A 25,060-nucleotide genomic window follows, 5' to 3' on the forward strand; every position below is an offset into this window, starting at 1 on the left:
TTGATCGGTGGGAACGGATGCGTCAGATCCGGAGCAACGACTCGGCGTTGCCGTGAGCGATCTTCTCCCGATCGCCCGCATCTACCGGAGCCGAGCGCAGGTAGCTGGTCGCCCGCGCGCTGTCTCCGAACGGGTGGTCGACCGAGAACATGATGTGGTCGACGCCGAAGGCGGAGAGGGCGCAGAGCAGCGGAGCATCCGTGTTGTAGCCGGATGTCGTGAGGTACAGGTTTCGCCGCAATGTCTCGGCGATGCTGAGCGTGTGCCCGGTGACGACGGGGTTCAGCATGCTCTCGATGCGGTCGAGGTGGAACGGCAGGCCCTCCCCCATGTGGCCGACGATGACCTTGAGATCGGGCAGCTCCTCGAACACTCCGGCCGCCACCATCCGCAGCACGTGCATGCCGCATTCCGCGTGCCAGCCCCATCCGGAGGTCGACAGGCAGGCGGCGACCTCGGGCGCGAGGCCGGAGAAGTACGCCTCCTGCACGACGAGCGGCGCCGGCGCCGGGTGGAGGTAGATCGGAACGTCGAGTCGTGCTGCGGCCGCCAGGATGGGGCGTACGGATCGATCGTCGAGGAAGACCCCGTTGGTCTGACCGTGGATCATGGCGCCGACGAAGCCGAGCTCGTCGACGCAGCGCGTGAGCTCGTCGACGGCTTTGGCGGTGTCGGTCATGGGCAGGGCGGCGAACGCGCGAAACCGATACGGATGCTCGGCGACCGCGCTCGCCAATCGATCGTTCAGCCCGCGGTGAAGCGGCACGGACTGCTCCGGCTCGAGATCCTGCACGAAGTAGCTGAGTGCCGACAGCACCTGCACGTCGATGCCGGCTTCGTCCATGATCCGCAGGCGTCCCTCGCCGACGTCATCGAGCTGCGCCGCTCGTTTCCCAGCGCGGAGCCCGAGGTCGATTCCGGCGGATGCGAGGATGTCGCGTGGCAGCATGTGCTCCTCGATGGCGATGACCTTCACAGAGAACCTTCCCGTCATTGGGCGGCTGGATGGAGCGTGCGACCGAACTTCCGAATCACCGCGCCCGGTGCGACCAGCACCACCGGCTGCGCGCCGTATGCTATATCCTATAGACCTGCCGCAGACGGCGCTCATGCTGGTCGCACTAGGCGACATCGAGTGCTGCGGGAGGTTCGGATCAGCCGAACGAGGGGCGGCGGCAACGATGCGCGCGATCCTCCCCGCATCCCGACCGCGAGTCTGCTGCATGGAGCGGGCATTGGTGCCCCTGGAGGGACTCGAACCCCCAACCCTTTCCTTAGGACGGAACTGCTCTTCCATTGAGCTACAGAGGCCGGCAACCGTCACGAGTTTAGCCGGTGCCGAGTGCTGGCCGAGTCAGCGGCAGGTGGCTGCCGTCGCGATGAGGGAGTCGGCAGGGCGGCCGTAAGCCTGGGTGCCGTTCGCGTCGCTGGTGTGGCCCCAGCTGATCGACCACGCCGTCGCCCAGAGCTCCTCGGTCGCTTCGTCGTCGGGGTAGATGCCGAAGCATTTGGGATGGATCGCGTGGCCGACCTCGTGAGCGACCAGCGACTGCGAACGATCGCTGCCGTCGTTCCACAGCGCGGCGACACTGTTGGTCAGGGTGATGGTCGAGTACACCTCGTCCGGCGTGTACCACGTGTCCTGCGCGGTGCCGGCCATGCTGTCGCCGTCGCCGTACCCGATCACGATGTCGGCCCAGTCGAAGTCGAGCATCACACCGCCTGAGATCGAGCGGGCGAACTCTTCGGCCGCCTGACGATTGGCGAGGAGCGGCCCTTGCTTCTCGGCGAGCTCCGCCTCCTGCGTCGAGCGCAGGTCGTCGACGGCGTGCAGGTAGGACGCGACATCCGTGTCGGCGCTGTCCCAGTACGGAACGCGCAGCACGTCGGATGCGCGATGGAGCTCGTCTCGCGCGGTGTTGCGGGCGGACGGATACGCACCCAGCACCGACGGCAGGCTCTTGCCCACCTCCGTCGCCACGGCGAGGCCGGACTTCTCCACCTCCTTGGCGGAGTCGCGCAACCCCGTGATGGTCCGGCGGCTCTCGGCGGCGTCCGCGTTCGTGCTGGCCAGTCCCCGCTTCATCCGCTCGGAGTCGACCAGGATGTCCCACGGCCAGAACAAGCTCGCCTGCGCAACGTCGACGGCCGTGTGCTTCTGCCTGGCCGCGGCGGTCAGCCGAGTGTCAGCAGCGGCGGTCGCCTTTCCGAGCGCGGCTAGGGAGTTCGCATCCGCAAACGACGAGAGGTCGAGCGATGTCAGGCCGGCGGCGATCTTCTGGGTGTCGGATGCGGCCGTCGTACCGCTCAGCACACCCCGATCGACGACCGCGAGCCGCTGCTCGGCCGTCGCCAGGTCGGCGCCGATGCGCCGATGCGCGTCGGACAGCCCGGTCCAGCCCGTGACGACGAGCGCCACGACTCCCGCCACCGCGGCCGCCGTGCCCACGATGACGAGCGGAGTCTTCCAGCTGCGCCGAGAACGATCGACGGATGGCTGCGCCGATTCCACGGGCGGCGCTGACTCGACGGACGGCGTGTCGGCCGCGACGACGTCGGAGGCAGGCTTGTTCGTCGTGCTCTCCGAGTCAACCGGATCGAGAAGCGGGTCGGAACTCGTCACGCGGCATCCCCCTGATTCAGTGCGTCGGGCAATCCTGCCACACCCGGCCTCCGACGGTCGCGACCCCCGCCCGCGCACCGCCTCCCGTGTCGGCGGGTGGTGAGACGATCTCACCATGAACCCCACGACTGCCTACGTGCCCGCCGGTTCGCTCCGCGCGGGCGATGTGATGGTCAATGCCCACGGAACCGACTTCACCGTCACCAAGGTCACCCGCATCCGCGACGGCCGCAAGGTGTTCGTCGAGCGTCCCGATGGCGCGGCGAGCACCTTCACCGCTCGTTTCGACGCACGCACCCGCGTCACGTTGCCACGGCCGACCCTCGACGAGACGGATGCCGACACGCTCCGTGTGGCGCGCGCCACACCGGGTCGCTGACGTCGATCACCGAGATCGCTGGCAGCAGCTCTTCTCGAGCGCGTCCGCGAGCGGGAGACCTGCGAGTGCCGGTCGGGCGCCGCCGATCAGGTGGGCGGCGGGTAGAGGTAGAGGTCCGCGCCACCAACTGGGATGGTGCGGCGGTGGTAATTGTGATCGGAGTTCTGGTTGTACTCCTCGATCGTGACCGTTCCGTCGCTGTTGACCGACTGCACGTACGCGACGTGGTTGTAGGTGAACCAGGCGACGGCTCCGACGATGGGAGCGTGGCTGACCTGCCAACCGTGCGAGTACCACGCGTCGGGCCACTCCCACGCACTTCCCCCGCCCGGCGTGAGGTTCGACCAGACCCAGCGGAACGGAGAGGTGGCTCCGAGATCGCGGTTCAGGCGCCAGGCGACGAAGTCGACGCACTCGCGGTACTCGTAGTTGAGCGGGGAGAGGCTGCCCACCGAGCCGCCGGGCCACGGGTAGTCGTCGCCCTCCTGACGCGGGCCTGGGGCGGAGTACGCTCCGGCTGCCGCGGACTTCTCCGCAGCGGCCTGGGCTCGGGCAGCTGCTTCAGCCTGCGCGACCTTCTCGCGGATTTCGGCGCCGCTCACCGCGGTGTAGCCGTCACGCGCCACCGTCACGTTGGCCGCGACGCTGGGGACGTCGACGCCCTGCGAATCCTTCTCCGCGACCAGGTGCGACGACGACTCGGCGAACTGCGTCTCGCCGGTGCCGGGAGCGAACGCATAGGCAGGAAGGGCGACCGTCAGGAACAGTCCGGGAACGACGGCCAGGGTGAGGACTCCGCTGAGCAGGCTCTTCTTCTTACGAGCCGGCTTCTTCGAGGCGGGGTGGGTGTTCGGCGCGGTCGCACCGAGCTGCTTGGGCGACGTCGGTTGCGGCTTCGCCGAAGCCGCGGGAGGCGTAGGCCCGACTGGCACCTGCGGCGCCGCACCCGCCGGTACACGGCGAACGGGCACGACATCCGACGATTTCTCGGTGGGAGCGTTCGCGGCAGCCTCACGCTGAGCGCGCAGTTCGCGGCGGGTCGGCAACGACTCCGCGGCACTGCCGCCGGTGGACTCCTGGGGGCCGCTGACGGGCCGCTCGGGGGTACCGGGTTCTGTCACAGCTGTTCCTCCGAGGCACACGAGGTGCGCCGCGTCGTCTGGCAGGGGGTGGTCGTACTGGCTGTTCCGGTGACGCGAGAGGGGGACCCGGGCCGGACAACTCGCCCAAGACTACGTGAGACCGGCCTGATTGTCACGGTGAGGTGACGGCCGGTCGCCGAAGACGATCCATCCACAGGTCAGGCGGCCAGCGCGAGGAATTCGTTCCAGGTCGGTTCCGACCGCTCGAACCCGCGCACCATCCACGCCGTCCCCTGCGGCATCTGCGGTCGCACGCGCAGTTCCCATCCCATCTCGCCCGGTGTCCTGTCGGCCTTCAGGTTGTTGCAACGCACGCAGCACGCCACCAGGTTCTCCCACGAATCCCGCCCTCCCCTGGATCGGGGGAACACGTGGTCGATCGTCGTGGCCGCCTTGCTGCAGTAGCCGCAACGATGATCGTCACGCCGCAGGACACCGCGTCGGCTCACCGGGATCTCCCGGCCGTACGGCACCCGCACGTAGCGCTTGAGGAGGATGACCGACGGTCTGTCCCAGGTTCCGGATGTCGCCCAGACGGGGTGCTCGGCATCCGTGTAGAGAGTGGTCGCCTTGCCGTTCATCACGAGCATGAGGCCCCTCTTGAACGACACGACGGCGAGCGGCTCGTAGCCGGCATTCAGAACCAATGTGCGCATGGTCTCCCTCTCTCCGACGAGACGAGCACTGCGGAAAAGGCGAGAAGGCAACAAAAAAGGGCACTGTCAGACAGACAGTGCCCCTTCACCATGCGGATGATGAAGATGTGCGCGACTCGATTGCCGACACGTGAACGCGCAGCGCTCATCCGTGATGCGGATGGACTGCTGCTCACTCATCGGTTCTCCCGAGGACTCGGATCGTCAGGGTTTCAGGCTAGACCTGTTCCGAGCAACACTCGGGTCGTGGCGCGCCGAGACACGTTTCGATCAGATGAACGATCAGATACCGAGCCGGACGATGTAGTAGTCGCTCGTCCAGATGGGCTGTACGCGAACGGATGACCCCTCGGATGGCGCGTGCAGGATGTTGCCGTTCCCCGCGTAGAACCCGTCGTGGCCCGACATGATGACGAGGTCGCCCGCCTGCGCGTCGGCAAGCGAGATGCGCGTGCCCGCAGCGCCCTGTGCGCTCGCGGAGTGCGCCAAAGAGACGCCGAACTGGGCGTAGACGTACTGCACGAGGCCCGAGCAGTCGAAGCCGGCCGGGGTGTTGCCGCCGTAGACGTAGGGCACACCCTGGTACTGCTGCGCCACGCTGTAGACGGAGGCGAGGTCGAAGCTCGGGTGCGGGGGGTTCGCGAGCAGGTCGCTCACCGAGGGGCCGGAGTACGAGGTGGCGTAGGACGCCATCTGCGTGCGGGCGGTGGCTGCAGCCGTCGCCGCTGCCGCCGCTGCGGCCGCCGCGTCGATGTCGGCCTTGGAGGTCGCGGCGTATCCGTCACGGGAGACCGTGATGGTGGCGGCCCGATCGTCGACCGTCACACTCTGGGCGTCGGCATTGATCTGGTCGGTGGTCGCGGTGCGTTGGTGCGCGGCCTCCTGAGACCCGGGCGCGACGGCGTAGGCCGGCAGGGCGATCGTCGCGACCAGTCCGGCAGCGATCCCCATGACCGTGAGGTTGGCCGCGATGCGGCGGCGTGGGGATCGACGCGATGTCGGGGTGCTCGAGCTCGGGACGGTTCGGGCGGGGGAAAGAGAAGCCAACGTTACCTCCGGCGCCTCCGGCAGCGATGCTGCCCCGTCCCACTGCGAAATCGCGTGCGTACCGGCCTTCAAGAGACGAGGATGGGAGGCGTCTTGATCCGGGTCCTTCGGCCACTTTCCGGCCTGTGGGACCCGATCGACGCTACGTGACGTGGTCGGCCAAGTCACATCGAGAGCATGCGATCGCATGGATTGGGAGCGCTTTCTCAGGGCACGTACCCCCGGCCGGGGTACACGTCACGGCGGCCACCGGATCCTAGGCTGTGGTGGATGATCATCCGAGACGCAACCGAACGGGACTGGCCGCAGGTCTACCCCTTTTTCCGCGACATCGTGGCGGCCGGCGAGACGTACGCCTACCCCGATGGCCTGTCGGAGGAGGAAGCCGCGGCGCTCTGGATGGAGAAGCCGCCCAGCAGCACAGTGGTTGCCGTCGACGGCGATCGAGTGCTCGGCTCAGCGAAGATGGGCCCCAACCGCCCCGGTCGCGGGTCGCACATCGCGACCGGTAGCTTCATGGTCAATCCGTCGGCTGCCGGGCGCGGCGTCGGCCGCGCTCTCGGTCTTTACCTGATCGAGTGGGCCCGACGGGAGGGCTATCACGGCATCCAGTTCAACGCCGTCGTCGCGACCAACGAGCGAGCCATGCACCTGTGGCGGTCGCTCGGATTTCGCCTCGTCGGCACCGTGCCGGGTGCCTTCGAGCATGCAACCCAGGGTCGCGTCGGGCTCAACATCCTGTACCGCGACGTCTGACCGGCGATCAGCGGAAGATCAGGCCTCGACGAAGATGTGGCCGGCCACCTCGCTGGGCAACTCGAGGCCGCCCTCGGCTCCGTCGACCTCGACGCGAACGTACGACCCGGCGGAGGAGAAGACCGCCTCGGCGCCGGGGAGGATGCCGAACTGCTTGAGCTGGCTGAGCAGCTCGGGGTCGAACTGCACGGGCTCCGCCAGACGACGGATGGTGGCCCGGGTCGGCTGCGCATCCGTTGCCACCAGCTGCACGACGTTGACGACGCCGTTCATGAAGGGAATCGCCGGCGCGGCGCCAAGCTCCTCGAGTCCGGGGATGGGGTTGCCGTACGGAGACTCGGTGGGGCTGCCGAGGATGTCGATGAGCTTGCGCTCGACCTGCTCGCTCATCACGTGCTCCCAGCGGCAGGCCTCCTCGTGCACGTACTCCCACTCGAGTCCGATCACGTCGGCGAGCAGACGTTCGGCGAGGCGGTGCTTGCGCATGACGTGCACGGCCTTGCTGCGGCCGGATGCGGTGAGCTCGAGGTGGCGATCGCCCGACACGACGACGAGCCCGTCCCGCTCCATGCGGGCGATGGTCTGCGACACCGTGGGACCGGAGTGGCCCAGGCGCTCCGAGATGCGGGCGCGGAGGGGAACAATGCCCTCTTCCTCGAGGTCGAGGATGGTGCGGAGGTACATCTCCGTGGTGTCGATGAGATCCGTCAACGCGCGCCTCCCCTTCTTCTCGAACGTGCCGCGCTCAGCCTACCCGTCCGGTGGTGACGCCCGACGTCACGCATCGGGCACCGCCTTTAGAATCAACGCATGCCTGAGCTGACCATTCCCTCGTCGCTGCTGCCTGCGGATGGACGGTTCGGCTGTGGGCCGTCCAAGGTCCGTGCCGAACAGCTCGCCTACCTCGCCGGACCCGGGGCCGCGATCCTCGGCACCTCCCACCGTCAGGCTCCCGTCAAGCAGCTCGTCGGCCGGGTGCGCGCGGGTCTCGCCGAGCTATTCCGCGCTCCGGACGGATACGAGGTCGTGCTCGGCAACGGCGGTTCAAGCGCCTTCTGGGATGCTGCGGCGTTCAGCCTCATCGATCAGCGCAGCCAGAACCTCGTGTTCGGCGAGTTCGGCGGAAAGTTCGCCGCTGCGGCTGCGGCACCGTGGCTGCAGGCACCGGATGTCCGCAGCGTCGCTCCGGGAACGCGCACCGAGGCGGAGGCCGTCGAAGGCGTTGACGTCTACGCGTGGACGCACAACGAGACCTCCACCGGCGTGGCCGCGCCGGTCGTGCGCGTCGCAGGCGACGACGGAGCGCTGACCGTGATCGACGCGACGAGTGCCGCGGGAGGAATCAACTTCGACGCGTCGGCCGTCGACGCCTACTACTTCGCTCCGCAGAAGAACTTCGCGTCGGACGGCGGACTGTGGATCGCCCTGCTCTCGCCCGCCGCCATCGAGCGCATCGAGCGCGTCGCGGCATCCGACCGTTACATCCCCGAGTTCCTCAGCCTCAAGAACGCCGTCGACAACTCCCGGCTCGACCAGACGCTCAACACGCCCGCCCTCTCCACGTTGCTCCTGCTCGAGAGCCAGGTCGAGTGGATGAACGGCAACGGCGGCCTGGCGTGGACGTCGGCACGAACAGCCGAGTCGTCGGGAGTGCTCTACGAATGGGCGGAGCGCGTCGATTACGCGACGCCGTTCGTGACGGAGGCATCCGATCGATCGCCCGTGGTGGTCACCGTCGACTTCGTCGATGACGTCAAGGCGGCGGACGTGGCAGCCGTGCTGCGGGCGAACGGGATCGTCGATACCGAGCCGTATCGCAAGCTCGGTCGCAACCAGTTGCGCTTCGCGACCTTCGCGGCGATCGAACCCGACGACGTGCGCGCCCTCGTCGCCTCGATCGAGTACGTGGTCGGCGCGCTACGCTGAGGCGATGCGGCTCTGGTTGAAGGACGACGAGCGTCTTCCCGACCCCGAACCGGCTCGGGCGGACGGGCGCAAGGCGGTCGCGGCCGGCACCGCCGCCTGGCTACTCGCTCTCGTCGTCGTGCTGAGCCTGGGCGACGCCATCGACCCCGACGGCTGGTGGTTGCTCACCTGCATCATCGGGTGCGTGATCGGCGTCATCGGCATCGTCGTCGTCCAGGTCATGCGGCGTCGCGCCTGAGCTGACGGCGTCGTCCTCTCCGTCGGCCGCCGGGGACTCGTCGCCGAACACGTCGATGTCCACGTCGTCGTCGTAGTCGTAGTCGGGTTCGTCGTCCGACTCGTCATCATCGTCATCCGATGCGTCGTCGTCATCGTCGTCCGAGTCGTCATCATCGTCGTCGGAATCTTCGTCATCGTCCGACTCGTCATCATCGGATTCCTGCGCCGCGAGGTCGGCGAGACGGTCCGACCACGGCACCCACTCGGGCGCGAGCAAGGCGTCATCGCCCGGCATGAGCTCGGCCTCGAGCACCGTGGGTTCCTCACCGGCGACGCGTCCGACGCTGACCGTCCAGAACCAACCCGGATAGCCGGTCATGGTCGCTTGGAACAGCAGCGACACGGCATTCTCACCCTCGACCAGATGGCCGGCGGGGTCGCCGATGGTGTCTGCGGTGGTGATCTCCAGCAGTGCGGCACGCGCGAGCTCGACGGCGCCGAGGAGCTCCTCGTCGGGCAGGGAGGCTTCGGTCGACAACGCGTCCGAAGACGCTTCGTCGGCCGTCGCCGCGTCGAAGTGCACCGCCGCGGGAGTCGTCTCGTCCTCGGGCTCAGGCATCCAGATCGTCGGCAACCCGGCGCAGCATCGCAGCGATCGTGCGACCCTTGCCCGACTCGGGGTAGCGGCCGCGACGGAGGTCTCCGCCGATGCCGTCGAGCACCTTCACGAGGTCCTCCACGATGATCGCCATGTCGTCGGCCTTCTTGCGGCTCATCTTCACGAGGCTCGGCGGTGCGTCGAGCACGCGCACCGAGAGCGCCTGGGCGCCGCGCTTGCCGTCGGCGATACCGAACTCCAAACGGGTGCCCGCCTTGACGATCGCACCAGCGGGCAGCGCGGAGGCATGCAGGAAGACCTCGGCGCCATCATCAGAGCTGATGAAGCCGAAACCCTTGTCGTCGTCGTAGAACTTGACTTTGCCGGTGGGCATGTTGCACCTCGATCGGTATGCGGGCGCGCCGAGTCGCGGCGCCGTCCACCGTCCAGTTTAGGGGAACGACGGTTCAAGGTAATCTTGATCAAGTGAGCAACCCCTCTCCCGTCGTGGGCCGCAACCGTTCCGAGCGAATCCTGGCGTTCATGATGGCCGGCGTCATCGGCCTGTCGATCCTCGCCTTCATCGCCGTGATCATCGGCACGGCCAGCGGCATGCAGGGTCCGGACTTCACGAGGGGTGTCTGGCCCGCGGTGCTGATCTTCCCGCTCATCGGCTTCCCGATCGGCATCATTCTGCTGATCGTGTTCCTCATCATGTCGAGTGTGCGGCGCAGCCGCGAGATCCGCCAGGAGCGCAGCTGAGCTCCGCCGTCGCATGATCGCGCTCGCGGCGGATGCGCAGGCGCTGAGCGACGAGGCGCTCGCAGACGCCCTGCGCGCCCGTGGAGTGTCTGGCGCCGGCATCCGCGACTTCTTCGACCTCGCCGACGCGCTCCTCACGCCCGAATCCGTACAAGCGGCCCTCGCGCCGTTCGACCGCACCCGGCTCGCGGTGCTCGCCGTCGCAGGCGAGCTGTCGGACGCCGAACGACCCACAGCGGGGCAGGATGTCGCAGCGGTTCCCGTCCATGCGGTGGCGCAGCGACTGAGCGAGCTGCGGAGGTCGACGATCTCCGAGCAGGAGGTTCGATCCCATGCCGAAGCGGCTGCCGCCCTGTTGCTCTGCGGCCTGACCCCGGACGGGATCGTCGCCTACCGCGGCGTGACCGATCAGCTCGGTCGCTGGCCGCAGCTCGGCCTGCCGGATACGGCCTCCCTAGCAGGACCGCTGCCGCCGTCGCCCGTCCAGGCCGCCGGCGTGGACACCCGCATCGTCGACCGGCTGGCTGCCGAGCAGGCCTTCCGGTCGCTCTCGGCGATCGTCGAACTCATCGGGGCCCTCGACGTCGACGGCGCCCGCGAACTCGGCAAGGGCGGCCTGTCACTTCCCGACTCCAAGCGGCTGGCGACCCGGATGGGAGTGCCGCTCGAGCGCGTACCCGACCTGCTGCGAGTTGCCTGGCGCGCCGGACTCGTCGACCGTTCCGGTGCGCTCTGGCTGCCGACGGCCACGGGAACCGACTGGGTCCTGCTGTCCACCCCCGAGCGCTGGGAGAGTCTCGCCGCCGCTTGGTACCGAGCGCTCCCCCTCGATGTGCACCGCATCCTCGCCGATGCCCGGGTGCCGTGGGGTGCGCTGCGGGCAACCGTCGCCTGGCTGTACCCGGCCGCCGGCGAATCGATCCAGACCCGCATCGACGAGTTCGCCGCCGACGCGGAGCTCCTTGGCGTGACCGCGGGTGGAACACCGAGCGCCATCGGTCACGCTCTGGTCACCGGACGCGTCGATGCTGCGCGCGAAGCCCTGGTGCCCCTGCTCCCGCCGGAGGTGTCGTCCGTCTATCTGCAGCACGACCTCACGGTCATCTCGCCGGGTCCCCTCGCGCCGGCCGTGGACGCCCGCCTGCGTACGTTCGCCGAGGTCGAGAGCAGGGAGCTCGCCTCGAGCTATCGCATCACGTCGGCATCACTCGGGCGAGCCTTGGCCGCCGGCGAGACCGCGGCGAGCCTGCTGGAGTTCCTGCGAGGCATCTCCTTGACCGGCATGCCCCAGCCGCTCGAATATCTCATCACCGAGACGGCCGCACGTCATGGCCGGGTGCGGGTGGGAGCCGGCGTCGACGGGGCGGATAAGCGCAGCTACGTGCGTTCCGACGATGAATCCCTCCTGGGGCAGATCCTCGTCGACACGTCTCTGTCCGTGCTCTCTCTGCGTCGCGACGCCGCTGACCGGTTGACCAGTCGCTTCGAGCCGAGCGTCGTCTACTGGGCCATCCACGACGCCCGCTACCCGGTGATCGCCGAGGATGCGGCCCGACAGGTCGTCCACCTCGCGCGCAAGGTCGCGCATCGCCCCGCACCCGATGAGCGGCCCGATCCAGTGCTCGCGCTCGTCGCCCGTCTGCGCGCGTTCGACGCCGACATGGGCGAGACCGGACAGGCGTGGCTCGCCCGTCAGATCGAGATCGCCATCCGCGAGAAGCGCTCGCTCGTCGTCACCGTGAGCATGCCCGGCGGCTCCACCGCGGACTACCTCCTGGAACCGACCGCGGTGGCCAACGGCCGAATGCGAGCCCGAGATCGGCGTGCCGACATCGAACGAACCCTGCCCCTGTCGGCCATTGCGGGAGTACGGGCAGAGTAAACTGGGCAGTCATGCCTGATGGACCTTTGATCGTTCAGAGCGATCGCACCGTTCTGCTCGAAGTGGCGCACCCGCTCGCGGAGGACGCCCGCCATGACCTGGCTGTCTTCGCCGAGCTCGAGCGGGCCCCCGAGCACATCCACACCTATCGCATCACGCGGCTGGGCCTGTGGAACGCACGCGCGGCCGGGCATGAGGCATCCGACATGCTCGGCACCCTCGAGCGTTACAGCAAGTTCCCCGTGCCGCAGACCGTCGCGGTCGACCTCGCCGAGACCGTGGGCCGCTACGGCCGGCTCGTGATCGAGCGGACGGATGACGGCGAGCTCGTGCTGCGATCGACCGACGCGCCCGTCCTGACCGAGGTGGCGAATGCCAAGCGCATCGCCCCCCTGCTCATCGGCCACCCCGCTCCCGACACCTTCCTCGTCGAGCCCTGGGCACGCGGGGCCCTCAAGCAGGAGCTTGTGAAGCTCGGCTGGCCGGCCGAGGACTTGGCCGGGTACACGCCGGGCACTCCGCATCCCATCGAACTCGACGAGAGCGGGTGGGGGCTGCGCGACTACCAGAAGAAGGCTGTCGCCAACTTCTTCGACGGCGGTTCGGGCGTCGTGGTGCTGCCGTGCGGCGCCGGGAAGACCCTCGTCGGCGCGGGTGCAATGGCCACGGCGAAGACCAACACCCTCATCCTCGTCACCAACACCGTCTCAGCGCGCCAGTGGCGCGACGAGCTCATCAAGCGGACGTCACTGACCGCCGACGAGGTAGGCGAGTACTCCGGACAGGTCAAGGAGATCAAGCCGGTCACCATCGCGACCTACCAGATCCTGACGGCCAAACGGAAGGGCGAGTACGCCCACCTCGCCCTGCTCGACGCCCTCGACTGGGGGCTCATCGTCTACGACGAGGTGCACCTGCTGCCAGCCCCGGTCTTCAAGCTCACCGCCGAGTTGCAGGCGCGTCGCCGCCTCGGACTCACCGCGACGCTCGTGCGCGAGGACGGACGCGAGGGAGACGTCTTCAGCCTCATCGGTCCGAAGCGCTTCGACGCACCGTGGAAGGAGATTGAGGCTCAGGGCTTCATCTCCCCCGCCGCCTGCTACGAGGTGCGCATCGACCTTCCTCAGAGCGACCGGCTCTCCTACGCCGCAGCCGCGGACGACGAGCGCTATCGCTTGGCCGCCACCGCTCCTGCCAAGCTGCGCGTGGTGCGCCAGCTGGTGGACAGGCACCCCGGCGAGCGCATCCTCGTCATCGGGCAGTACCTCGACCAGATCGACGAACTAGCCGAGGCGCTGAACGCCCCGCAGCTCACGGGAGCGACCCCCGTCGACGAGCGGGAGCGGCTCTACCAGGAGTTCCGCGAGGGCACGACCCCGGTGCTCGTCGTCTCCAAGGTCGCCAACTTCTCCGTCGACCTGCCCGAGGCGACCGTGGCCATCCAGGTGTCCGGCTCGTTCGGCTCGCGCCAGGAGGAGGCCCAAAGGCTCGGCCGTCTGCTGCGTCCGAAGGAGTCCGGGCTCACCGCCAACTTCTACACGCTCGTCTCACGCGACACGGTCGACCAGGACTTCGCGCAGAACCGCCAGCGCTTCCTCGCCGAACAGGGCTACAGCTACACCATCCTCGACGCTCACGCGCTCGACGCAGAAGCCGCCTGACCGTCCGGTCGGCCCCATCCCGAACAGCCCGAGAGGCCTGCCATGTACACCGTGCCCGATCAGTCCGGACGTCTCATCGTCATCACCGGAGCCAACAGCGGCACCGGCAAGGAGGCAGCTCGGCGCATCGCCGCGGCAGGCGGCGAGGTGATCATGGCCGTCCGCACCCTCGAGAAGGGTGAGACGGCTCGAGCCGAGATCCTGCGTCAGAACCCGGATGCCCGGCTCGACGTGCGCCGCATCGATCTCGCCGATCTCGCGAGTGTCCGCGAATTCGCCGACCGCCTCACGGCCGAGGGTCGTCCCGTCGACGTGCTGGTCAACAACGCCGGGGTGATGGCCCCGCCGACGCGCTTCGAGACCGTCGACGGATTCGAGCTGCAGTTCGGCTCCAACTTCCTCGGCCCGCTCGCCCTGACCAATCGACTGCTGCCGCTGCTGCTGCGCTCCGAGCGCCCCCGGGTGACCTGGATGAGCAGCGTCGCCGCCGTGCCCGGCCGCATCCATTTCGACGACCTGCAGTTCACGCGCTCCTACAGCCCATGGCGGGCGTACGCGCAGTCCAAGCTCGCCGACCTCCTGGCCGGTCTCCACTTGGGCGCGGTCTCCGACGAGCGCGGCTGGGGCCTGACGAGCACCATCGCCCACCCGGGCTTCACGCGCACCAACCTGCAGAGCGCCGGAGCCAACCTCGGTCGCGACAAGCCGCGCCGGTCGCTGTTCGCGGGCAAGAACCCCTTCATCCCGTCGCAGGGGGTCGAGCAGGGCGCCGAGCCGCTCCTGTTCGCGGCGACCTATCCGTATGCACCACAGGGTTCCTATTACGGCCCGAACGGATTCGGCGGCATGACCGGACCCACCACGAAGGTCGCCGTGCCACGCGCCGCACGCGGGGCGGACCTCGGCGCATCGCTGTGGACCGTTGCCGAGGCCCTCACGTCGACGAGCCTGCCGGCGGCCGCCGGCGCCGAGACGACCGACTAGGACAGCGCGACTACACCTCGGCGCGCGCGTAGCGCAGGAACAGCATGCCGGCCTCGCTCGGCAGGGCGTGGAGCAATCGCATCCGTCTCGCTGCCTCGGGCGCACCGCGCACGATGCGGCCCGCCGTCCCCCCGACGACCACCGGGCTGAGTGTGAGGCAGAGCTCGTCGACCAGGTCGGCGGACACGAGATCGCCGAACAGGTGCGGCCCGCCCTCGCAGAGCACCTGGGTCAGGCCGCGTTCCGCGAGCGCGACCAGCGCGCGATGCAGATCGACGGATGCGCTGCCGCACGAGATCACGTCGGCAACCGCGTCGAGAGCCTCTCGGCGAGCGCGGGGAACACCGTCGTGGGTGAGGATCATCACGGGCGCCTTGGCCTTCGTGAACAGTTCCGAGCGGGCGTCCAGGTCGAGGCTCGATGAGACGACGGCCAACGGACGGTCGAGGCCGGAGTACCCCTCGGCCCGCACGGTGCCCGCTCCGACGAGCACGACATCCGCGAGTTCACGCAGCACCCCCATGATGCGCTGATCGTCCTCGTCTCCGAGGCCGCCGCTGCGATCATGCAGGGTGGCCGAACCGTCGATGCTGCTGACGAAGTTCATCCGCACGCGCGGCGTCTCGCGGTCGGGGACGGCGTAGGCCGTCAGCAGGTCGTCACGCTCGAGCATCGACATCGTCATTCCTCTCGTCGGCCTGGGCGACCGGCATGTTGTGCGCGAGGTGGTGCGGTTCCCGCCAGCCCAGGATCGCCTCGGTCATGCGCACCGCGTCGACCGTCTCGCGCACGTTGTGCACCCGCAGGATGCGCGCTCCCTGAAGGACGCAGTAGACGGCGGCGGCCAGCGATCCGCTCAACCGGTCCTCCCGGTCACGATCGATCGCCTCGCCGACGAAGTCCTTGTTCGAGAGCGCCACGAGCGTGGGGTACCCGAGCGACGCGACCTCGCCGAGACGCCGGGTGAGTTCGAGCGAGTGCACCGTGTTCTTGTTGAGGTCGTGGCCCGGGTCGACGATGATCCGCTCCGCGGGCACTCCCCGTTCGAGAGCCAGCGAGACTCGATCGCGGAGAAAGTCGGCGACCTCCGCGACGACGTCGCCGTAGCGCGGGGCCGGATACGCCGTGCGGGGCTCCGCGAGCGAGTGCGTGATCACCAGGCTGACGTCACTGTCTGCGACCACGTCGGCCATGAGCGGGTCGTGGATGCCGGTGGTGTCGTTGATCACGTGGGCGCCGGCGGCGATGGCGGCGCGCGCCACGGCCGGCTCGAAGGTGTCGACCGAGATGACGGCGCCGCATCCGTCCAGTGCGCGCACGACGGGGACGACCCGATCGATCTCGTCCTCGACAGGCACCGCCGGCCCGGGCGCGAACTTGACGCCGCCCACGTCAATCCAGTCGGCACCCTCGCGGATGGCACCGCGTGCGGCGGCGACCGCCGCGTCCAACGCGAACGTGGCCCCGCGGTCGTAGAAGGAGTCGGGCGTGCGATTGACGATCGCCATCACCGCGACCTGGCGGTCGAAGTCGAAGATGCTCGGTCCGATGGCGCGCCTCATCCGCAGCGCGCTGCTGCGCGCGCTAGGCGGCAGCCCCCGACGATGACGATGCGTTCGGTCATGACGCGAGTCTCGCACGCCGAGGTGTTGGCAGCGCCACACCGCAGCGGGGGCTCGCGAGCGCCTCACAGTTGACATTCAGCGAATCTGCAGCAGACTGAGAACATGGCTGACGGACCTCGCATCCTCATCGTCGACGACGAACCCAACATCCGCGATCTGCTCACGACGAGCCTGCGCTTCGCCGGCTTCGCCGTCCGCGCAGTAGGCAACGGCGCGCAGGCCATCTCGGCCGTGCTCGAAGAGGAACCCGACCTCATCATCCTCGACGTCATGCTGCCCGACATGAACGGCTTCGGCGTCACCAAACGCCTCCGCACCGCCGGTTACACAGCGCCCATCCTGTTCCTCACCGCCAAGGACGACACCGAGGACAAGATCACCGGACTCACGGTCGGTGGCGACGACTACGTCACCAAGCCGTTCAGCCTCGACGAGATCGTCGCTCGCATCCGCGCCATCCTGCGCCGCACGATGCACGCCGACGAGGAGGCCGTCATCCGCACCGGCGAGCTCACCATGGACCAGGACACGCACGAGGTGCTCGTGGGCGACGTACCCATCGAGCTCTCGCCCACCGAGTTCAAGCTGCTCCGCTACCTCATGCTCAACCCGAACCGCGTGCTGTCGAAGGCGCAGATCCTCGATCACGTCTGGGAGTACGACTTCAATGGCGACGCTGGCATCGTCGAGAGTTACATCTCCTACCTCCGCCGCAAGCTCGACCAGCACTCGACCGAGCCGCTCATCCAGACCAAACGCGGATTCGGATACATGCTCAAGGCTTCCAAGGGCTGACGTTCAGGCAGGCTGCCTAGACTGGCGCGGTCATGCATGAGTCCGTCCCCGAGCGCCTGAATCGCGTCTCCCTCCGCACCAAGATCACCGGGGTCACGGTGCTCATGCTCACCCTCGGTCTGCTCGTCTCCGGCATCGGTACCGCCGCGATGCTGCGCAACTACGTCGAGCAGCAGGTGGACGGCCGGCTGCAGACCGTCGCGCAGGGCGACCTCAACCCGTTCTTCGACAGCGACAGCGCCTCGACGACGCCCGAGGTGCGGTCCGACGCCGCCAATTCAAATTACTTCGTCGCGGCATTCGATGGCGACGGAAAGTTGCTGACATCCAACTGGCAGTCCAAGAAGCACACGGAAGTGCCGATCATTCCGCGCATGTCGCTCGCGACGGCCTATGTCATCCGCGGCTCGATCCAGCACCTGCATGACGCGACGGGAACCGACTACCACGCGATGGTCGTGCCGATCTCCATCAGCGAGACCGGCGCGAACGGGACGGCGCTCGTGGCGATCTCGATGCGCGAGACCGACAACATCATGACGACCTACCTGTCGATCTTCTTCGGCTTCGGCGTCGGAGTCGTCATCCTCGGCGGTCTCATCACCCGGATGCTCGTGACCACGACCTTCGCGCCACTCCGCGAGGTCGAGCAGACCGCAGCGGCCATCGCCGACGGAGACTTCAGCCAGCGACTCGGCGGCGCGACACCCAATACCGAGGTCGGCCGGCTGAACCGGTCGCTCAACACCATGCTCAACCGCATCGACCGCGCGTTCAAGGATCGCGCTCGATCCATCGAGCAGATGCGCCGCTTCGTCGGCGACGCCAGCCACGAGCTGCGCACCCCGCTCGTCTCCGTTCGCGGATACGCGGAGCTCTACCGCATGGGCGCCCTGCAGACGCCGGAGGAGATCGGCCAGGCGATGGAGCGCATCGAGAAGGAGGCGATCCGGATGGGCGGGCTCGTCGAGGACCTGCTCTCCCTCGCCCGCCTCGACGAGGCGCAGCCGCTCGCCCTCACTCCGGTCGACCTGGTCCCGCTCGCACGCGATGCAGCGCTGGATGCCATGGCGTCATCGCCCGATCGAGCGGTCACCGTCGTCGTGCCTCCCACCGAGGACACCGATCTGTTCGGAGGCGAGCTCACGCCTCAGTTGACCACCAGCACGGTCGGCGCACAGAACTCGACCGGTCCGATCGCCTTCGCCGGCGCCACCCTCGCGCGACTGCGGGGACGCCGGTATCGTCGCGTCGACGCCGAGGCCGTCGCATCCGGCACCATCGTCGCCTCGGTGATGAGCACCATCGAGACGCAGCCGGCGATCGTCTCGGCCGACGAGAACAAGGTGCGCCAGATGCTCACCAACCTGCTCGGCAACGCCATGCGGTACTCGCCGTCCGGCACGCCCATCGAGATCGCCGTCCGCGTCGACGCAGACGGCGAGCGCGCCGTGCTGTCGATCATCGACCACGGCGAGGGCATCCCACCGCAGATCCGCGAGAAGATCTTCCAGCGGTTCTGGCGTGCCGACACCTCGCGCGCCCGCGAGACCGGCGGGAGCGGCCTGGGGCTCGCGATCGTCTCGTCCATCGTGGCCGCCCACAACGGCACCGTCGAGGTCGATGAGACTCCGGGCGGAGGAGCCACCTTCCGGGTGTCACTGCCGCTCGCCTCCTCACCGTCCGCGCCGCAGGCGATCAGCGCTCCCGCGTAGGGCCGCGCGACCTCGCGCATCAGACCCTCACGGATTAGCACCCGCCGGTTGCACGCTCGGTCTCCGCGCCACTTCACCGGCTTTCGCGCCAGTCGAGGTGGCGCGGAGGCCAGTGAGGTGGCGCGTTGCCGACGCTGCCGTGTACGGTACGGCGTGACGTTCGCGTCTTCTGCTCAGGCTGTGACGGGCGTGCGGAATGCACAGACCATCCGACTGAGGTGGGACCGGCGCCGGTCGTGATCTAGCGTCGGGCGTGACCCGATCGAAAGGCGCACCCATGACCAGTTTCCACGTCGACAGCGATGCCGTCATCAACACCACCACGGCGGCGAACGGCTCCATCGAACGCATCCGCAGCGAGGTGCAGGCCCTCCTCAGTCAACTCACCAGCCTCGAGGGATCGTGGAGCGGGCAGGCCGCCGTCGCGTTCCAGTCCGTGGTCTCGGACTGGCGGGCGACCCAGGCGCACGTCGAGCAGAGCCTCGTCGGCATCGCCGCAGCGCTCGGCAACGCGGGCCGACAATATGCCGAGACCGAGCAGGCCAACCTCCACCTGTTCAGCCGCTGAGGTCGACGACACATGCGAAGAAGGGCACCTCCCGCGTGGGAGGTGCCCTTCTTCGTCTACTGCTGAGGACTAGGTTTCGATCGAATCGGCCGGTAGGGCCGATTCACTCAACCTGATCGACTCGGAAGCGACGCTTCCTTCGACGATCAGAAGTCCATGCCACCCGTGGGGTCACCGGCCGGAACCGGGTTCTTCTCGGGCTTGTCGGCGACGACGGCCTCGGTAGTGAGGAACAGGCCCGCGATCGACGCTGCGTTGAGCAGCGCGGAGCGGGTGACCTTCACCGGGTCGTTGATGCCGGCAGCGAGCATGTCGACGTACTCGCCGGTTGCGGCGTTGAGGCCCTGGCCGACGGGGAGGTTGCGCACCTTGTCGACCACGACACCGGGCTCGAGACCCGCGTTGAGGGCGATCTGCTTGAGCGGGGCGTCGATGGCGACGCGCACGATGTTGGCGCCCGTTGCCTCGTCACCGGTGAGCTCGAGCTTCTCGAATGCCGTCTTGCCTGCCTGGATGAGGGCGACGCCACCACCGGCGACGATGCCCTCCTCGACGGCGGCCTTCGCGTTGCGGACGGCGTCCTCGATGCGGTGCTTGCGCTCCTTGAGCTCCACCTCGGTCGCGGCACCCGCCTTGATGACGGCGACGCCACCGGCGAGCTTGGCGAGGCGCTCCTGCAGCTTCTCGCGGTCGTAGTCCGAGTCGGTGTTCTCGATCTCGCCACGGATCTGCGCGACACGGCCGGCGATGGCGTCCTCGTCACCGGCACCCTCGACGATGGTCGTCTCGTCCTTGGTGATGATGACCTTGCGGGCCTGGCCGAGCAGGTCGAGGGTGGCGTTCTCGAGCTTGAGTCCGACCTCCTCGGAGATGACCTGGCCACCGGTGAGGATGGCGATGTCCTGCAGCTGCGCCTTGCGACGGTCGCCGAAGCCCGGAGCCTTGACGGCGACGGACTTGAAGATGCCGCGGATCTTGTTGACGACGAGGGTCGCGAGAGCCTCTCCGTCGACGTCCTCAGCGATGATGAGGAGCTGCTTGCCGGTCTGGATGACCTTGTCGACGACAGGCAGCAGGTCCTTGATGTTGGAGACCTTGCCGTTGACGATGAGGATGTACGGGTCCTCGAAGACCGCCTCCTGACGGTCCTGGTCGGTGACGAAGTACGCCGACAGGTAGCCCTTGTCGAAGCGCATTCCCTCGGTGAGCTCGAGCTCGGTGCCGAAGGTGTTCGACTCCTCGACGGTGACGACACCCTCCTTGCCGACCTTGTCGATCGCCTCGGCGATCAGGGCGCCGATGGTCTCGTCGGCAGCGGAGATGGATGCGGTGGCAGCGATCTCCTCCTTGGTCTCGACCTCCTTGGCGTTCGCGACCAGCTCGGCCTCGACGGCCGCGACGGCCTTCTCGATGCCACGCTTGAGGGAGATGGGGTCGGCGCCAGCGGCGACGTTGCGGAGGCCCTCGCGGACGAGCGCCTGGGCGAGCACCACCGACGTGGTGGTTCCGTCGCCGGCGACGTCATCCGTCTTCTTGGCGACCTCCTTGACGAGCTCCGCGCCGATCTTCTCGTACGGGTCGTCGAGCTCGATCTCCTTGGCGATGGAGACGCCGTCGTTCGTGATGGTGGGGGCGCCCCACTTCTTCTCGAGCACGACGTTGCGGCCACGCGGGCCGAGGGTCACCTTGACCGCGTCAGCCAGCGTGTTGAGTCCACGCTCGAGGCCGCGGCGGGCCTCCTCGTTGAAAGCAATGATCTTTGCCATGTGTGATTCTCGTCCCTTCCCGGACGTTCAAAGATGCGTCAGTTTTAGCACTCGAATCAGAGGAGTGCTAAAGCGATTCTGGCACTCTGGTGACCCGAGTGCAAGCCAGCTCGACCCGCTCGCGGCGAACGCCCCGTAGGCGCGCGACAACGCCGCCAGCATTCACGCTGACGGCGTTGCGCGGGTGACGCCGTTCAGGCCAGTCGCACGGACTCCGCCTGCGGACCCTTGTTGCCGGTGCCCACCTCGAACACGACCTGCTGGCCCTCTTCGAGCACCTTGTAGCCCGCCATGTCGATGGCGGAGTAGTGGACGAAGACGTCCTGCCCTCCATCGACGGTGATGAACCCGTAGCCCTTCTCCGCGTTGAACCACTTGACGGTTCCGTTCGCCATTGCTGCTCCCATTGCTGTGTAACTCTCGATGCCGGGTCGACACCCGGCGGTCGAAATGATCGACAGGAACGAGAATTACCGATCAGCGAGCCCGCTACAAGGGCTGGAACGCTGTTTCATGTCGCGGATTGGCAACGATTCGCAAGAATCAGGCGGCGGGCTTGTAGTCCGCGCCCAGCACGACGACGATCTGCGCTCCCGAGTCCGCGAAATCGGACGACAGCGCGACGGATGAGCCCGGCAGCGTCCCGGACACTCCGCGGGCCGCCCCCTCGAGGGTCGGATCGGCGTAGTACACGGTCGTGGTCTTCACGTCCGACGCGCTCGCGTTCGACGTGGCACCGACCGTCCAGCCCGCGCCCGTCAGGGCGGTTGCGGCCTTGGCGGCCAGTCCCGCGGTGTCCGTGCCGTTCAGGACCGTCACGCTGAGCGACGGGTCGACGGTGGGAGCGGCGGTGGGAACAGCGGATGCCGGCGGCGTCGCCGACGAGGAGGACGCGGGCCCCGCCGTGAAGTCGAGTCCGTTGTTGAGCACCATGATGCCGATGGCACCGGCGGCGATGAGCACGACGGTCGCGAGCGCGGCCCAGCCGAAGGCGATCCACCCGCGACCACGCTTGCGGGGCGCCCGGTGGGCACCCACCCGGTCGAGGTCGCCGGGGATCTCGTCGAAGCGGTCGGGCGGGAAGGAGGCTGGCATGGAAGTCCGGTCCGGTCGGTGGTCAGAGCGAGCGACGGGCTCGGGCAGCTGCCCTGGCCTCTCGCATGCGCTGCAGACGCTTGATCAGCATGGGGTCGTGCGCGAGCGCGACGGGCGAGTCGATGAGAGCGCCCAGCAACTGATAGTACCGGGCGCTCGAGAGGCCGAATTCATCGCGGATGGCCTGCTCCTTGGCCCCGGCATGCGACCACCACTGACGCTCGAAGGCGAGGATGGCGGCATCCCGTTCCGACAGGGGCGCTCCGTGCGCGGAGCCGTTGGGGCGGGCGGATGCTGCCATGACCCGATCCTAGGCTGGGGCTTCCGGGGAATCCTCGGAGGGCTCGGTGTGTTGGGTCCCCCGACCCTACGATGAGTGGGGACCGGCGAGAGAGAAGGACCGCGGATGGCCTACGAGGTTTCCAAGAGCGAGCAGGAGTGGCGCGACGAGCTCGGCGACGAGCAGTATGCGGTACTGCGCGAGGCTGCGACCGAGCGGCCGTGGACGGGCGAGCTGCTCGACGAGGATCGCGGCGGCATCTACGCGTGCGGCGCCTGCGGGGCCGAGCTCTTCCAGAGCGGCACGAAATTCGACTCCGGATGCGGCTGGCCGAGCTTCTACGAGTCGGTGCGTCCCGAGGCGGTCGAGCTCATCGAGGACGACAGCCTGGGCATGTCCCGCACCGAGGTGCGCTGCGCCAACTGCGGTTCGCACTTGGGGCACGTCTTTCCCGACGGCTTCGGCACCCCGACGGGCGACCGCTACTGCATGAACTCGCTCGCGCTGGACTTCACGCCCGAGTCCTGAGTCGCGGCGCGCTGGCCACCGCCACCGCGAGGAGCGCGAGCGCCGTTCCGACGATCGTCGATACGCTCAGCGCGGCCGCGTGGGGCAGTGTGGCGTCGAGCACGAGGGCGCAGACCAGTTGTCCGGCGATCATCCCCAGGCTCAGCACGAGTGCGCCCGTGATGCGCACCAGGACGGCGGATACCGCGATGAACACGCATCCGACCGCTCCCCCGGTGTAGAGCCACCACTGGCCCGGAAGGGCGGCGGGCGGCCCGGCGATGGCGAGATGCAGGAGGAATGCCACCAGGAGCACGACCGTGCCGACGCCGAAGTTGCCGATGGTCGCCGTGAGCGCACTACCAGCCTCATCCCGGACACGGCCGTTGACCGCCTGCTGCCACCCCAGGCCGAGCCCGGCCAAAAAGGGCAGAATCAGCATCCACGGCGGCACGTCCCCACGCAGTTGAGCGGCGACCGCCACCACGACCGCGACGACCGCCAGAGCCGACCCCATCACGCGCCGGACGGTGAGGGGACGCGGTCCGCCCGACACGATGCCGGATCGGTCGACGATGAGTCCGCCCAGCGTCTGACCCGCGACGGTGGCCACGCTGAACAGGGCGACGCCGAGCGTTGCAGCCACCAGCCCCTGCGTCAGGACGAGGAAGGCACCGGCGGTGCCCCCGAGCAGCATCCACCAGCGCAGCCGTCCAGCGCGTAGCGCGGCTGCGACGCGGGGGAATCCGGCGCGGCCGGGAGCGAACAGCGCGACCGCCACGAGCAGGATGACCAGGCCGCTCCCGAACGAGATGGCAGCCGCGGCGAACCCGTCGTGCAACTGCCGTCCGAGTTCACCGTTGATACGGGCCTGGACGGCGACCATCGCGCCCGCCACCACGGCGATCGCCAGCGCCGCCCACAACGGGAAGTGGCGGGTGCGCCGTCCATCCGTCGTCTCGGTCAAGGGCCGGCTGCGGGACTTGAACCCGCAACCCCCGCTTTACAAGAGCGGTGCGCTACCAATTGCGCCAAGCCGGCGTGGGGCCGGAGCCCCGTGAAGGATTCTAGCCTCAGCCCGCCGGCGTGGCCGTGGGGCTCGGAGTGGGCGTCGACGTCGAGTAGGTGTCACCGGCGGCCTGGATCACGAAGGCGCTGAACTCCTTGGGATCGGTGAGCGAACCCTTGTACTGCTTGCCGTTGACCAGGACGGTCGGCGTGCCACCGACGGCCTTGAGGTCCGAGTTGGGAAGGGGCTCGGTGAGCGCGCGATTGGTGGACGCGTTCACCCAGGTCTTGAAGTTCGTGCCGGTGATGCACGGCTCGATCTTGGACATGCTGCCGACGCCGGCGCCCTTGACCACCTTGACGATCTCGGGATCGCTGAGGCCGGCCGTGCCCTCCTCGGGCTGTGAGGCGAACATGGCCGAATTGAACTTCCAGAAGTCGTTCGGCGAGTAGTTCGCCACGCATGCCGCGGCGTTCGCGGCGCGCATGGAGTACTTCGTTCCGAGCGACTTGCCCTCGAGGAGGGCGATGGGGTGCGTCTCGACGGTTGCGGCTCCGGACGTGACCCATTGCTTCATCTGGTCGGCGTTGGTGGTCTCGAACTGGTCGCAGTAGGGGCACAGGTAGTCGAGGTAGACCCGGATGTTGGCGACGTTGCCCGTCTGGTCCGGCTTGGTGGGAGTCGGGTCGGCGCCGGCAGCGAGCGCGGGCGTCGGAACGACCTTCAGACCCTCACCGATGACGATGCCGTCACTGGCCATGTTCTTGGGGCCGGGACCGGCCGGCCGCACCGACTGCACGATGATGACGACGACGATCGCGATGACCGCGATGAGCGCGATGCCGATGCCGGCCTGGAGGAACACGCGGTTGCGCCGCTCCCGCTTCTTCTGCTCCTCGCGGAGCAGTCGAGCCTTCTCGCGTGCCGCATCGCGCCGCTGGTTCTTGCTGGGACGGGGGTCGTTCCCGTTCGTCATAGGTCCTCGCTCGACAGGTTGAAAAGGCGCAATCGCACGTGATCCCGTGGAGGCACACGCAAGGAAAGATAGTAGGCCGCGTGTCTGGG

At 68.2% G+C, this 25,060-nt stretch carries 27 protein-coding genes, 2 tRNA genes and 1 pseudogene; 12 read left to right on the forward strand and 18 right to left on the reverse strand.

The features are described from left to right. Positions 1-22: 22 nt before the first annotated feature. The 3 genes from E6C70_RS06765 to E6C70_RS06775 form a co-directional block, all read right to left on the reverse strand. Positions 23-976: an amidohydrolase family protein gene (locus E6C70_RS06765; RefSeq protein WP_136423442.1), complete on the reverse strand. Its 954-nt coding sequence runs from the start codon at positions 974-976 to the stop codon at positions 23-25. Between the two features lie 260 nt (positions 977-1,236). Beyond that, positions 1,237-1,311: transfer RNA gene (locus tag E6C70_RS06770), tRNA-Arg, on the reverse strand. Positions 1,312-1,354: 43 nt separating this feature from the next. Beyond that, positions 1,355-2,623: a hypothetical protein gene (locus E6C70_RS06775; RefSeq protein ID WP_136423444.1), complete on the reverse strand. Its 1,269-nt coding sequence runs from the start codon at positions 2,621-2,623 to the stop codon at positions 1,355-1,357. Positions 2,624-2,738: 115 nt separating this feature from the next. Here E6C70_RS06775 and E6C70_RS06780 point away from each other — a divergent pair, with 115 nt between their 5' ends. Next, a complete protein-coding gene (locus E6C70_RS06780) occupies positions 2,739-3,002 on the forward strand; it encodes a hypothetical protein (protein ID WP_136423447.1) in 264 nt (87 codons plus the stop codon). A gap of 86 nt (positions 3,003-3,088) precedes the next feature. Here the strand turns inward: E6C70_RS06780 and E6C70_RS06785 are convergent, their stop codons facing one another. The 3 genes from E6C70_RS06785 to E6C70_RS06795 form a co-directional block, all read right to left on the reverse strand. Then, the gene (locus tag E6C70_RS06785; protein ID WP_168770871.1) at positions 3,089-4,123 is read right to left on the reverse strand and encodes a CHAP domain-containing protein; all 1,035 of its coding nucleotides are present in this window, start codon (positions 4,121-4,123) and stop codon (positions 3,089-3,091) included. A gap of 179 nt (positions 4,124-4,302) precedes the next feature. After that, positions 4,303-4,800 (reverse strand): HNH endonuclease, encoded by a 498-nt coding sequence (locus tag E6C70_RS06790; RefSeq protein ID WP_136423451.1) that lies wholly within the window; start codon positions 4,798-4,800, stop codon positions 4,303-4,305. Positions 4,801-5,082: 282 nt separating this feature from the next. Next, positions 5,083-5,751 carry a C40 family peptidase gene (locus E6C70_RS06795; protein WP_136423453.1) on the reverse strand — a complete coding sequence of 223 codons (669 nt, stop codon included), beginning with the start codon at positions 5,749-5,751 and terminating at the stop codon, positions 5,083-5,085. 366 nt (positions 5,752-6,117) lie between these two features. Here E6C70_RS06795 and E6C70_RS06800 point away from each other — a divergent pair, with 366 nt between their 5' ends. After that, a complete protein-coding gene (locus tag E6C70_RS06800; RefSeq protein WP_136423455.1) occupies positions 6,118-6,603 on the forward strand; it encodes a GNAT family N-acetyltransferase in 486 nt (161 codons plus the stop codon). A gap of 18 nt (positions 6,604-6,621) precedes the next feature. Here the strand turns inward: E6C70_RS06800 and E6C70_RS06805 are convergent, their stop codons facing one another. Beyond that, a complete protein-coding gene (locus E6C70_RS06805) occupies positions 6,622-7,314 on the reverse strand; it encodes an iron-dependent transcriptional repressor DtxR (protein ID WP_136423457.1) in 693 nt (230 codons plus the stop codon). A gap of 99 nt (positions 7,315-7,413) precedes the next feature. On the opposite strand from E6C70_RS06805, the gene serC reads away from it, so the two are divergent. Then, positions 7,414-8,529, forward strand: coding sequence for a phosphoserine transaminase (gene serC / locus E6C70_RS06810; protein WP_136423458.1), 1,116 nt, complete (start codon positions 7,414-7,416; stop codon positions 8,527-8,529). Between the two features lie 4 nt (positions 8,530-8,533). Next, positions 8,534-8,698 (forward strand): annotated as a pseudogene (locus tag E6C70_RS17285) (DUF2530 domain-containing protein); the annotation flags it as partial. On the opposite strand, the gene E6C70_RS06815 reads toward E6C70_RS17285, so the two are convergent. After that, positions 8,630-9,367, reverse strand: coding sequence for a DUF3027 domain-containing protein (locus E6C70_RS06815; RefSeq protein WP_136423460.1), 738 nt, complete (start codon positions 9,365-9,367; stop codon positions 8,630-8,632). The pseudogene E6C70_RS17285 and the gene E6C70_RS06815 overlap by 69 nt on opposite strands. Further along, the gene (locus tag E6C70_RS06820) at positions 9,360-9,740 is read right to left on the reverse strand and encodes a cold-shock protein (protein ID WP_136423462.1); all 381 of its coding nucleotides are present in this window, start codon (positions 9,738-9,740) and stop codon (positions 9,360-9,362) included. Before E6C70_RS06820 ends, E6C70_RS06815 begins: the two co-directional genes overlap by 8 nt. 92 nt (positions 9,741-9,832) lie before the next feature. Between E6C70_RS06820 and E6C70_RS06825 the strand changes: the two genes are divergently transcribed. From E6C70_RS06825 to E6C70_RS06840, 4 genes are read left to right on the forward strand one after another with little or no spacing between them, the layout of a single operon-like run. Further along, positions 9,833-10,108 carry a DUF2207 domain-containing protein gene (locus E6C70_RS06825; protein ID WP_136423464.1) on the forward strand — a complete coding sequence of 92 codons (276 nt, stop codon included), beginning with the start codon at positions 9,833-9,835 and terminating at the stop codon, positions 10,106-10,108. 13 nt (positions 10,109-10,121) lie between these two features. After that, on the forward strand, positions 10,122-11,990 hold the full coding sequence (locus E6C70_RS06830; protein ID WP_136423466.1) for a helicase-associated domain-containing protein: 1,869 nt from the start codon (positions 10,122-10,124) through the stop codon (positions 11,988-11,990). Between the two features lie 11 nt (positions 11,991-12,001). Further along, on the forward strand, positions 12,002-13,651 hold the full coding sequence (locus tag E6C70_RS06835) for a DNA repair helicase XPB (RefSeq protein WP_136423467.1): 1,650 nt from the start codon (positions 12,002-12,004) through the stop codon (positions 13,649-13,651). A gap of 42 nt (positions 13,652-13,693) precedes the next feature. After that, the gene (locus E6C70_RS06840) at positions 13,694-14,635 is read left to right on the forward strand and encodes an SDR family oxidoreductase (protein ID WP_136423469.1); all 942 of its coding nucleotides are present in this window, start codon (positions 13,694-13,696) and stop codon (positions 14,633-14,635) included. A gap of 10 nt (positions 14,636-14,645) precedes the next feature. On the opposite strand, the gene E6C70_RS06845 is transcribed toward E6C70_RS06840, so the two are convergent. Both E6C70_RS06845 and folP read right to left on the reverse strand, forming a co-directional pair. Next, positions 14,646-15,314: a pyrimidine reductase family protein gene (locus E6C70_RS06845; RefSeq protein WP_207670045.1), complete on the reverse strand. Its 669-nt coding sequence runs from the start codon at positions 15,312-15,314 to the stop codon at positions 14,646-14,648. After that, positions 15,295-16,197: a dihydropteroate synthase gene (gene folP / locus E6C70_RS06850; protein WP_136423474.1), complete on the reverse strand. Its 903-nt coding sequence runs from the start codon at positions 16,195-16,197 to the stop codon at positions 15,295-15,297. The genes E6C70_RS06845 and folP overlap by 20 nt, the downstream gene beginning before the upstream one ends. Before the next feature lie 165 nt (positions 16,198-16,362). Between folP and E6C70_RS06855 the strand changes: the two genes are divergently transcribed. From E6C70_RS06855 to E6C70_RS06865, 3 genes are all read left to right on the forward strand, one after another. Continuing rightward, the gene (locus E6C70_RS06855; protein WP_136423476.1) at positions 16,363-17,055 is read left to right on the forward strand and encodes a response regulator transcription factor; all 693 of its coding nucleotides are present in this window, start codon (positions 16,363-16,365) and stop codon (positions 17,053-17,055) included. Between the two features lie 32 nt (positions 17,056-17,087). After that, the gene (locus tag E6C70_RS06860) at positions 17,088-18,770 is read left to right on the forward strand and encodes a sensor histidine kinase (RefSeq protein WP_136423477.1); all 1,683 of its coding nucleotides are present in this window, start codon (positions 17,088-17,090) and stop codon (positions 18,768-18,770) included. A gap of 277 nt (positions 18,771-19,047) precedes the next feature. Beyond that, positions 19,048-19,338 carry a WXG100 family type VII secretion target gene (locus tag E6C70_RS06865; protein WP_136423479.1) on the forward strand — a complete coding sequence of 97 codons (291 nt, stop codon included), beginning with the start codon at positions 19,048-19,050 and terminating at the stop codon, positions 19,336-19,338. A 146-nt stretch (positions 19,339-19,484) separates the two neighbouring features. On the opposite strand, the gene groL is transcribed toward E6C70_RS06865, so the two are convergent. The 4 genes from groL to E6C70_RS06885 form a co-directional block, all read right to left on the reverse strand. After that, positions 19,485-21,104 carry a chaperonin GroEL gene (groL, locus tag E6C70_RS06870; RefSeq protein WP_136423481.1) on the reverse strand — a complete coding sequence of 540 codons (1,620 nt, stop codon included), beginning with the start codon at positions 21,102-21,104 and terminating at the stop codon, positions 19,485-19,487. A 194-nt stretch (positions 21,105-21,298) separates the two neighbouring features. Then, complete coding sequence (locus tag E6C70_RS06875) at positions 21,299-21,499, reverse strand: cold-shock protein (RefSeq protein WP_136423483.1); 201 nt, start codon at positions 21,497-21,499, stop codon at positions 21,299-21,301. A gap of 148 nt (positions 21,500-21,647) precedes the next feature. After that, entirely contained in the window at positions 21,648-22,199 is a 552-nt protein-coding gene (locus E6C70_RS06880; protein ID WP_136423485.1) for a LytR C-terminal domain-containing protein, read from the reverse strand. Positions 22,200-22,221: 22 nt separating this feature from the next. Then, entirely contained in the window at positions 22,222-22,500 is a 279-nt protein-coding gene (locus E6C70_RS06885) for a DUF3263 domain-containing protein (RefSeq protein WP_136423487.1), read from the reverse strand. 105 nt (positions 22,501-22,605) lie between these two features. Between E6C70_RS06885 and msrB the strand changes: the two genes are divergently transcribed. Beyond that, a complete protein-coding gene (gene msrB, locus E6C70_RS06890; protein ID WP_136423488.1) occupies positions 22,606-23,007 on the forward strand; it encodes a peptide-methionine (R)-S-oxide reductase MsrB in 402 nt (133 codons plus the stop codon). Here msrB and E6C70_RS06895 read toward each other — a convergent pair. The 3 genes from E6C70_RS06895 to E6C70_RS06905 form a co-directional block, all read right to left on the reverse strand. Next, positions 22,991-23,953, reverse strand: coding sequence for a DMT family transporter (locus E6C70_RS06895; RefSeq protein ID WP_235833303.1), 963 nt, complete (start codon positions 23,951-23,953; stop codon positions 22,991-22,993). The two genes, msrB and E6C70_RS06895, sit on opposite strands and share 17 nt — an antisense overlap. Position 23,954: 1 nt before the next feature. Then, positions 23,955-24,027: transfer RNA gene (locus tag E6C70_RS06900), tRNA-Thr, on the reverse strand. Between the two features lie 32 nt (positions 24,028-24,059). Beyond that, a complete protein-coding gene (locus E6C70_RS06905) occupies positions 24,060-24,971 on the reverse strand; it encodes a DsbA family protein (protein WP_136423490.1) in 912 nt (303 codons plus the stop codon). Positions 24,972-25,060: the final 89 nt, after the last annotated feature.

This window comes from Orlajensenia flava (assembly GCF_004801905.1).
In the GTDB taxonomy this organism is placed as follows: domain Bacteria; phylum Actinomycetota; class Actinomycetes; order Actinomycetales; family Microbacteriaceae; genus Orlajensenia; species Orlajensenia flava.

Bases quoted from the DNA above. Each gene is read 5' to 3' on its own strand.
- E6C70_RS06780 (WP_136423447.1), top strand. From the start codon at position 2,739: ATGAACCCCACGACTGCCTACGTGCCCGCCGGTTCGCTCCGCGCGGGC.
- E6C70_RS06790 (WP_136423451.1), bottom strand. From the start codon at position 4,800: ATGCGCACATTGGTTCTGAATGCCGGCTACGAGCCGCTCGCCGTCGTG.
- E6C70_RS06795 (WP_136423453.1), bottom strand. From the start codon at position 5,751: ATGGGGATCGCTGCCGGACTGGTCGCGACGATCGCCCTGCCGGCCTAC.
- E6C70_RS06800 (WP_136423455.1), top strand. From the start codon at position 6,118: ATGATCATCCGAGACGCAACCGAACGGGACTGGCCGCAGGTCTACCCC.
- serC (WP_136423458.1), top strand. From the start codon at position 7,414: ATGCCTGAGCTGACCATTCCCTCGTCGCTGCTGCCTGCGGATGGACGG.
- E6C70_RS06815 (WP_136423460.1), bottom strand. From the start codon at position 9,367: ATGCCTGAGCCCGAGGACGAGACGACTCCCGCGGCGGTGCACTTCGAC.
- E6C70_RS06820 (WP_136423462.1), bottom strand. From the start codon at position 9,740: ATGCCCACCGGCAAAGTCAAGTTCTACGACGACGACAAGGGTTTCGGC.
- E6C70_RS06830 (WP_136423466.1), top strand. From the start codon at position 10,122: ATGATCGCGCTCGCGGCGGATGCGCAGGCGCTGAGCGACGAGGCGCTC.
- E6C70_RS06835 (WP_136423467.1), top strand. From the start codon at position 12,002: ATGCCTGATGGACCTTTGATCGTTCAGAGCGATCGCACCGTTCTGCTC.
- E6C70_RS06840 (WP_136423469.1), top strand. From the start codon at position 13,694: ATGTACACCGTGCCCGATCAGTCCGGACGTCTCATCGTCATCACCGGA.
- E6C70_RS06845 (WP_207670045.1), bottom strand. From the start codon at position 15,314: ATGTCGATGCTCGAGCGTGACGACCTGCTGACGGCCTACGCCGTCCCC.
- folP (WP_136423474.1), bottom strand. From the start codon at position 16,197: ATGAGGCGCGCCATCGGACCGAGCATCTTCGACTTCGACCGCCAGGTC.
- E6C70_RS06855 (WP_136423476.1), top strand. From the start codon at position 16,363: ATGGCTGACGGACCTCGCATCCTCATCGTCGACGACGAACCCAACATC.
- E6C70_RS06860 (WP_136423477.1), top strand. From the start codon at position 17,088: ATGCATGAGTCCGTCCCCGAGCGCCTGAATCGCGTCTCCCTCCGCACC.
- E6C70_RS06865 (WP_136423479.1), top strand. From the start codon at position 19,048: ATGACCAGTTTCCACGTCGACAGCGATGCCGTCATCAACACCACCACG.
- groL (WP_136423481.1), bottom strand. From the start codon at position 21,104: ATGGCAAAGATCATTGCTTTCAACGAGGAGGCCCGCCGCGGCCTCGAG.
- E6C70_RS06875 (WP_136423483.1), bottom strand. From the start codon at position 21,499: ATGGCGAACGGAACCGTCAAGTGGTTCAACGCGGAGAAGGGCTACGGG.
- E6C70_RS06880 (WP_136423485.1), bottom strand. From the start codon at position 22,199: ATGCCAGCCTCCTTCCCGCCCGACCGCTTCGACGAGATCCCCGGCGAC.
- E6C70_RS06885 (WP_136423487.1), bottom strand. From the start codon at position 22,500: ATGGCAGCATCCGCCCGCCCCAACGGCTCCGCGCACGGAGCGCCCCTG.
- msrB (WP_136423488.1), top strand. From the start codon at position 22,606: ATGGCCTACGAGGTTTCCAAGAGCGAGCAGGAGTGGCGCGACGAGCTC.
- E6C70_RS06905 (WP_136423490.1), bottom strand. From the start codon at position 24,971: ATGACGAACGGGAACGACCCCCGTCCCAGCAAGAACCAGCGGCGCGAT.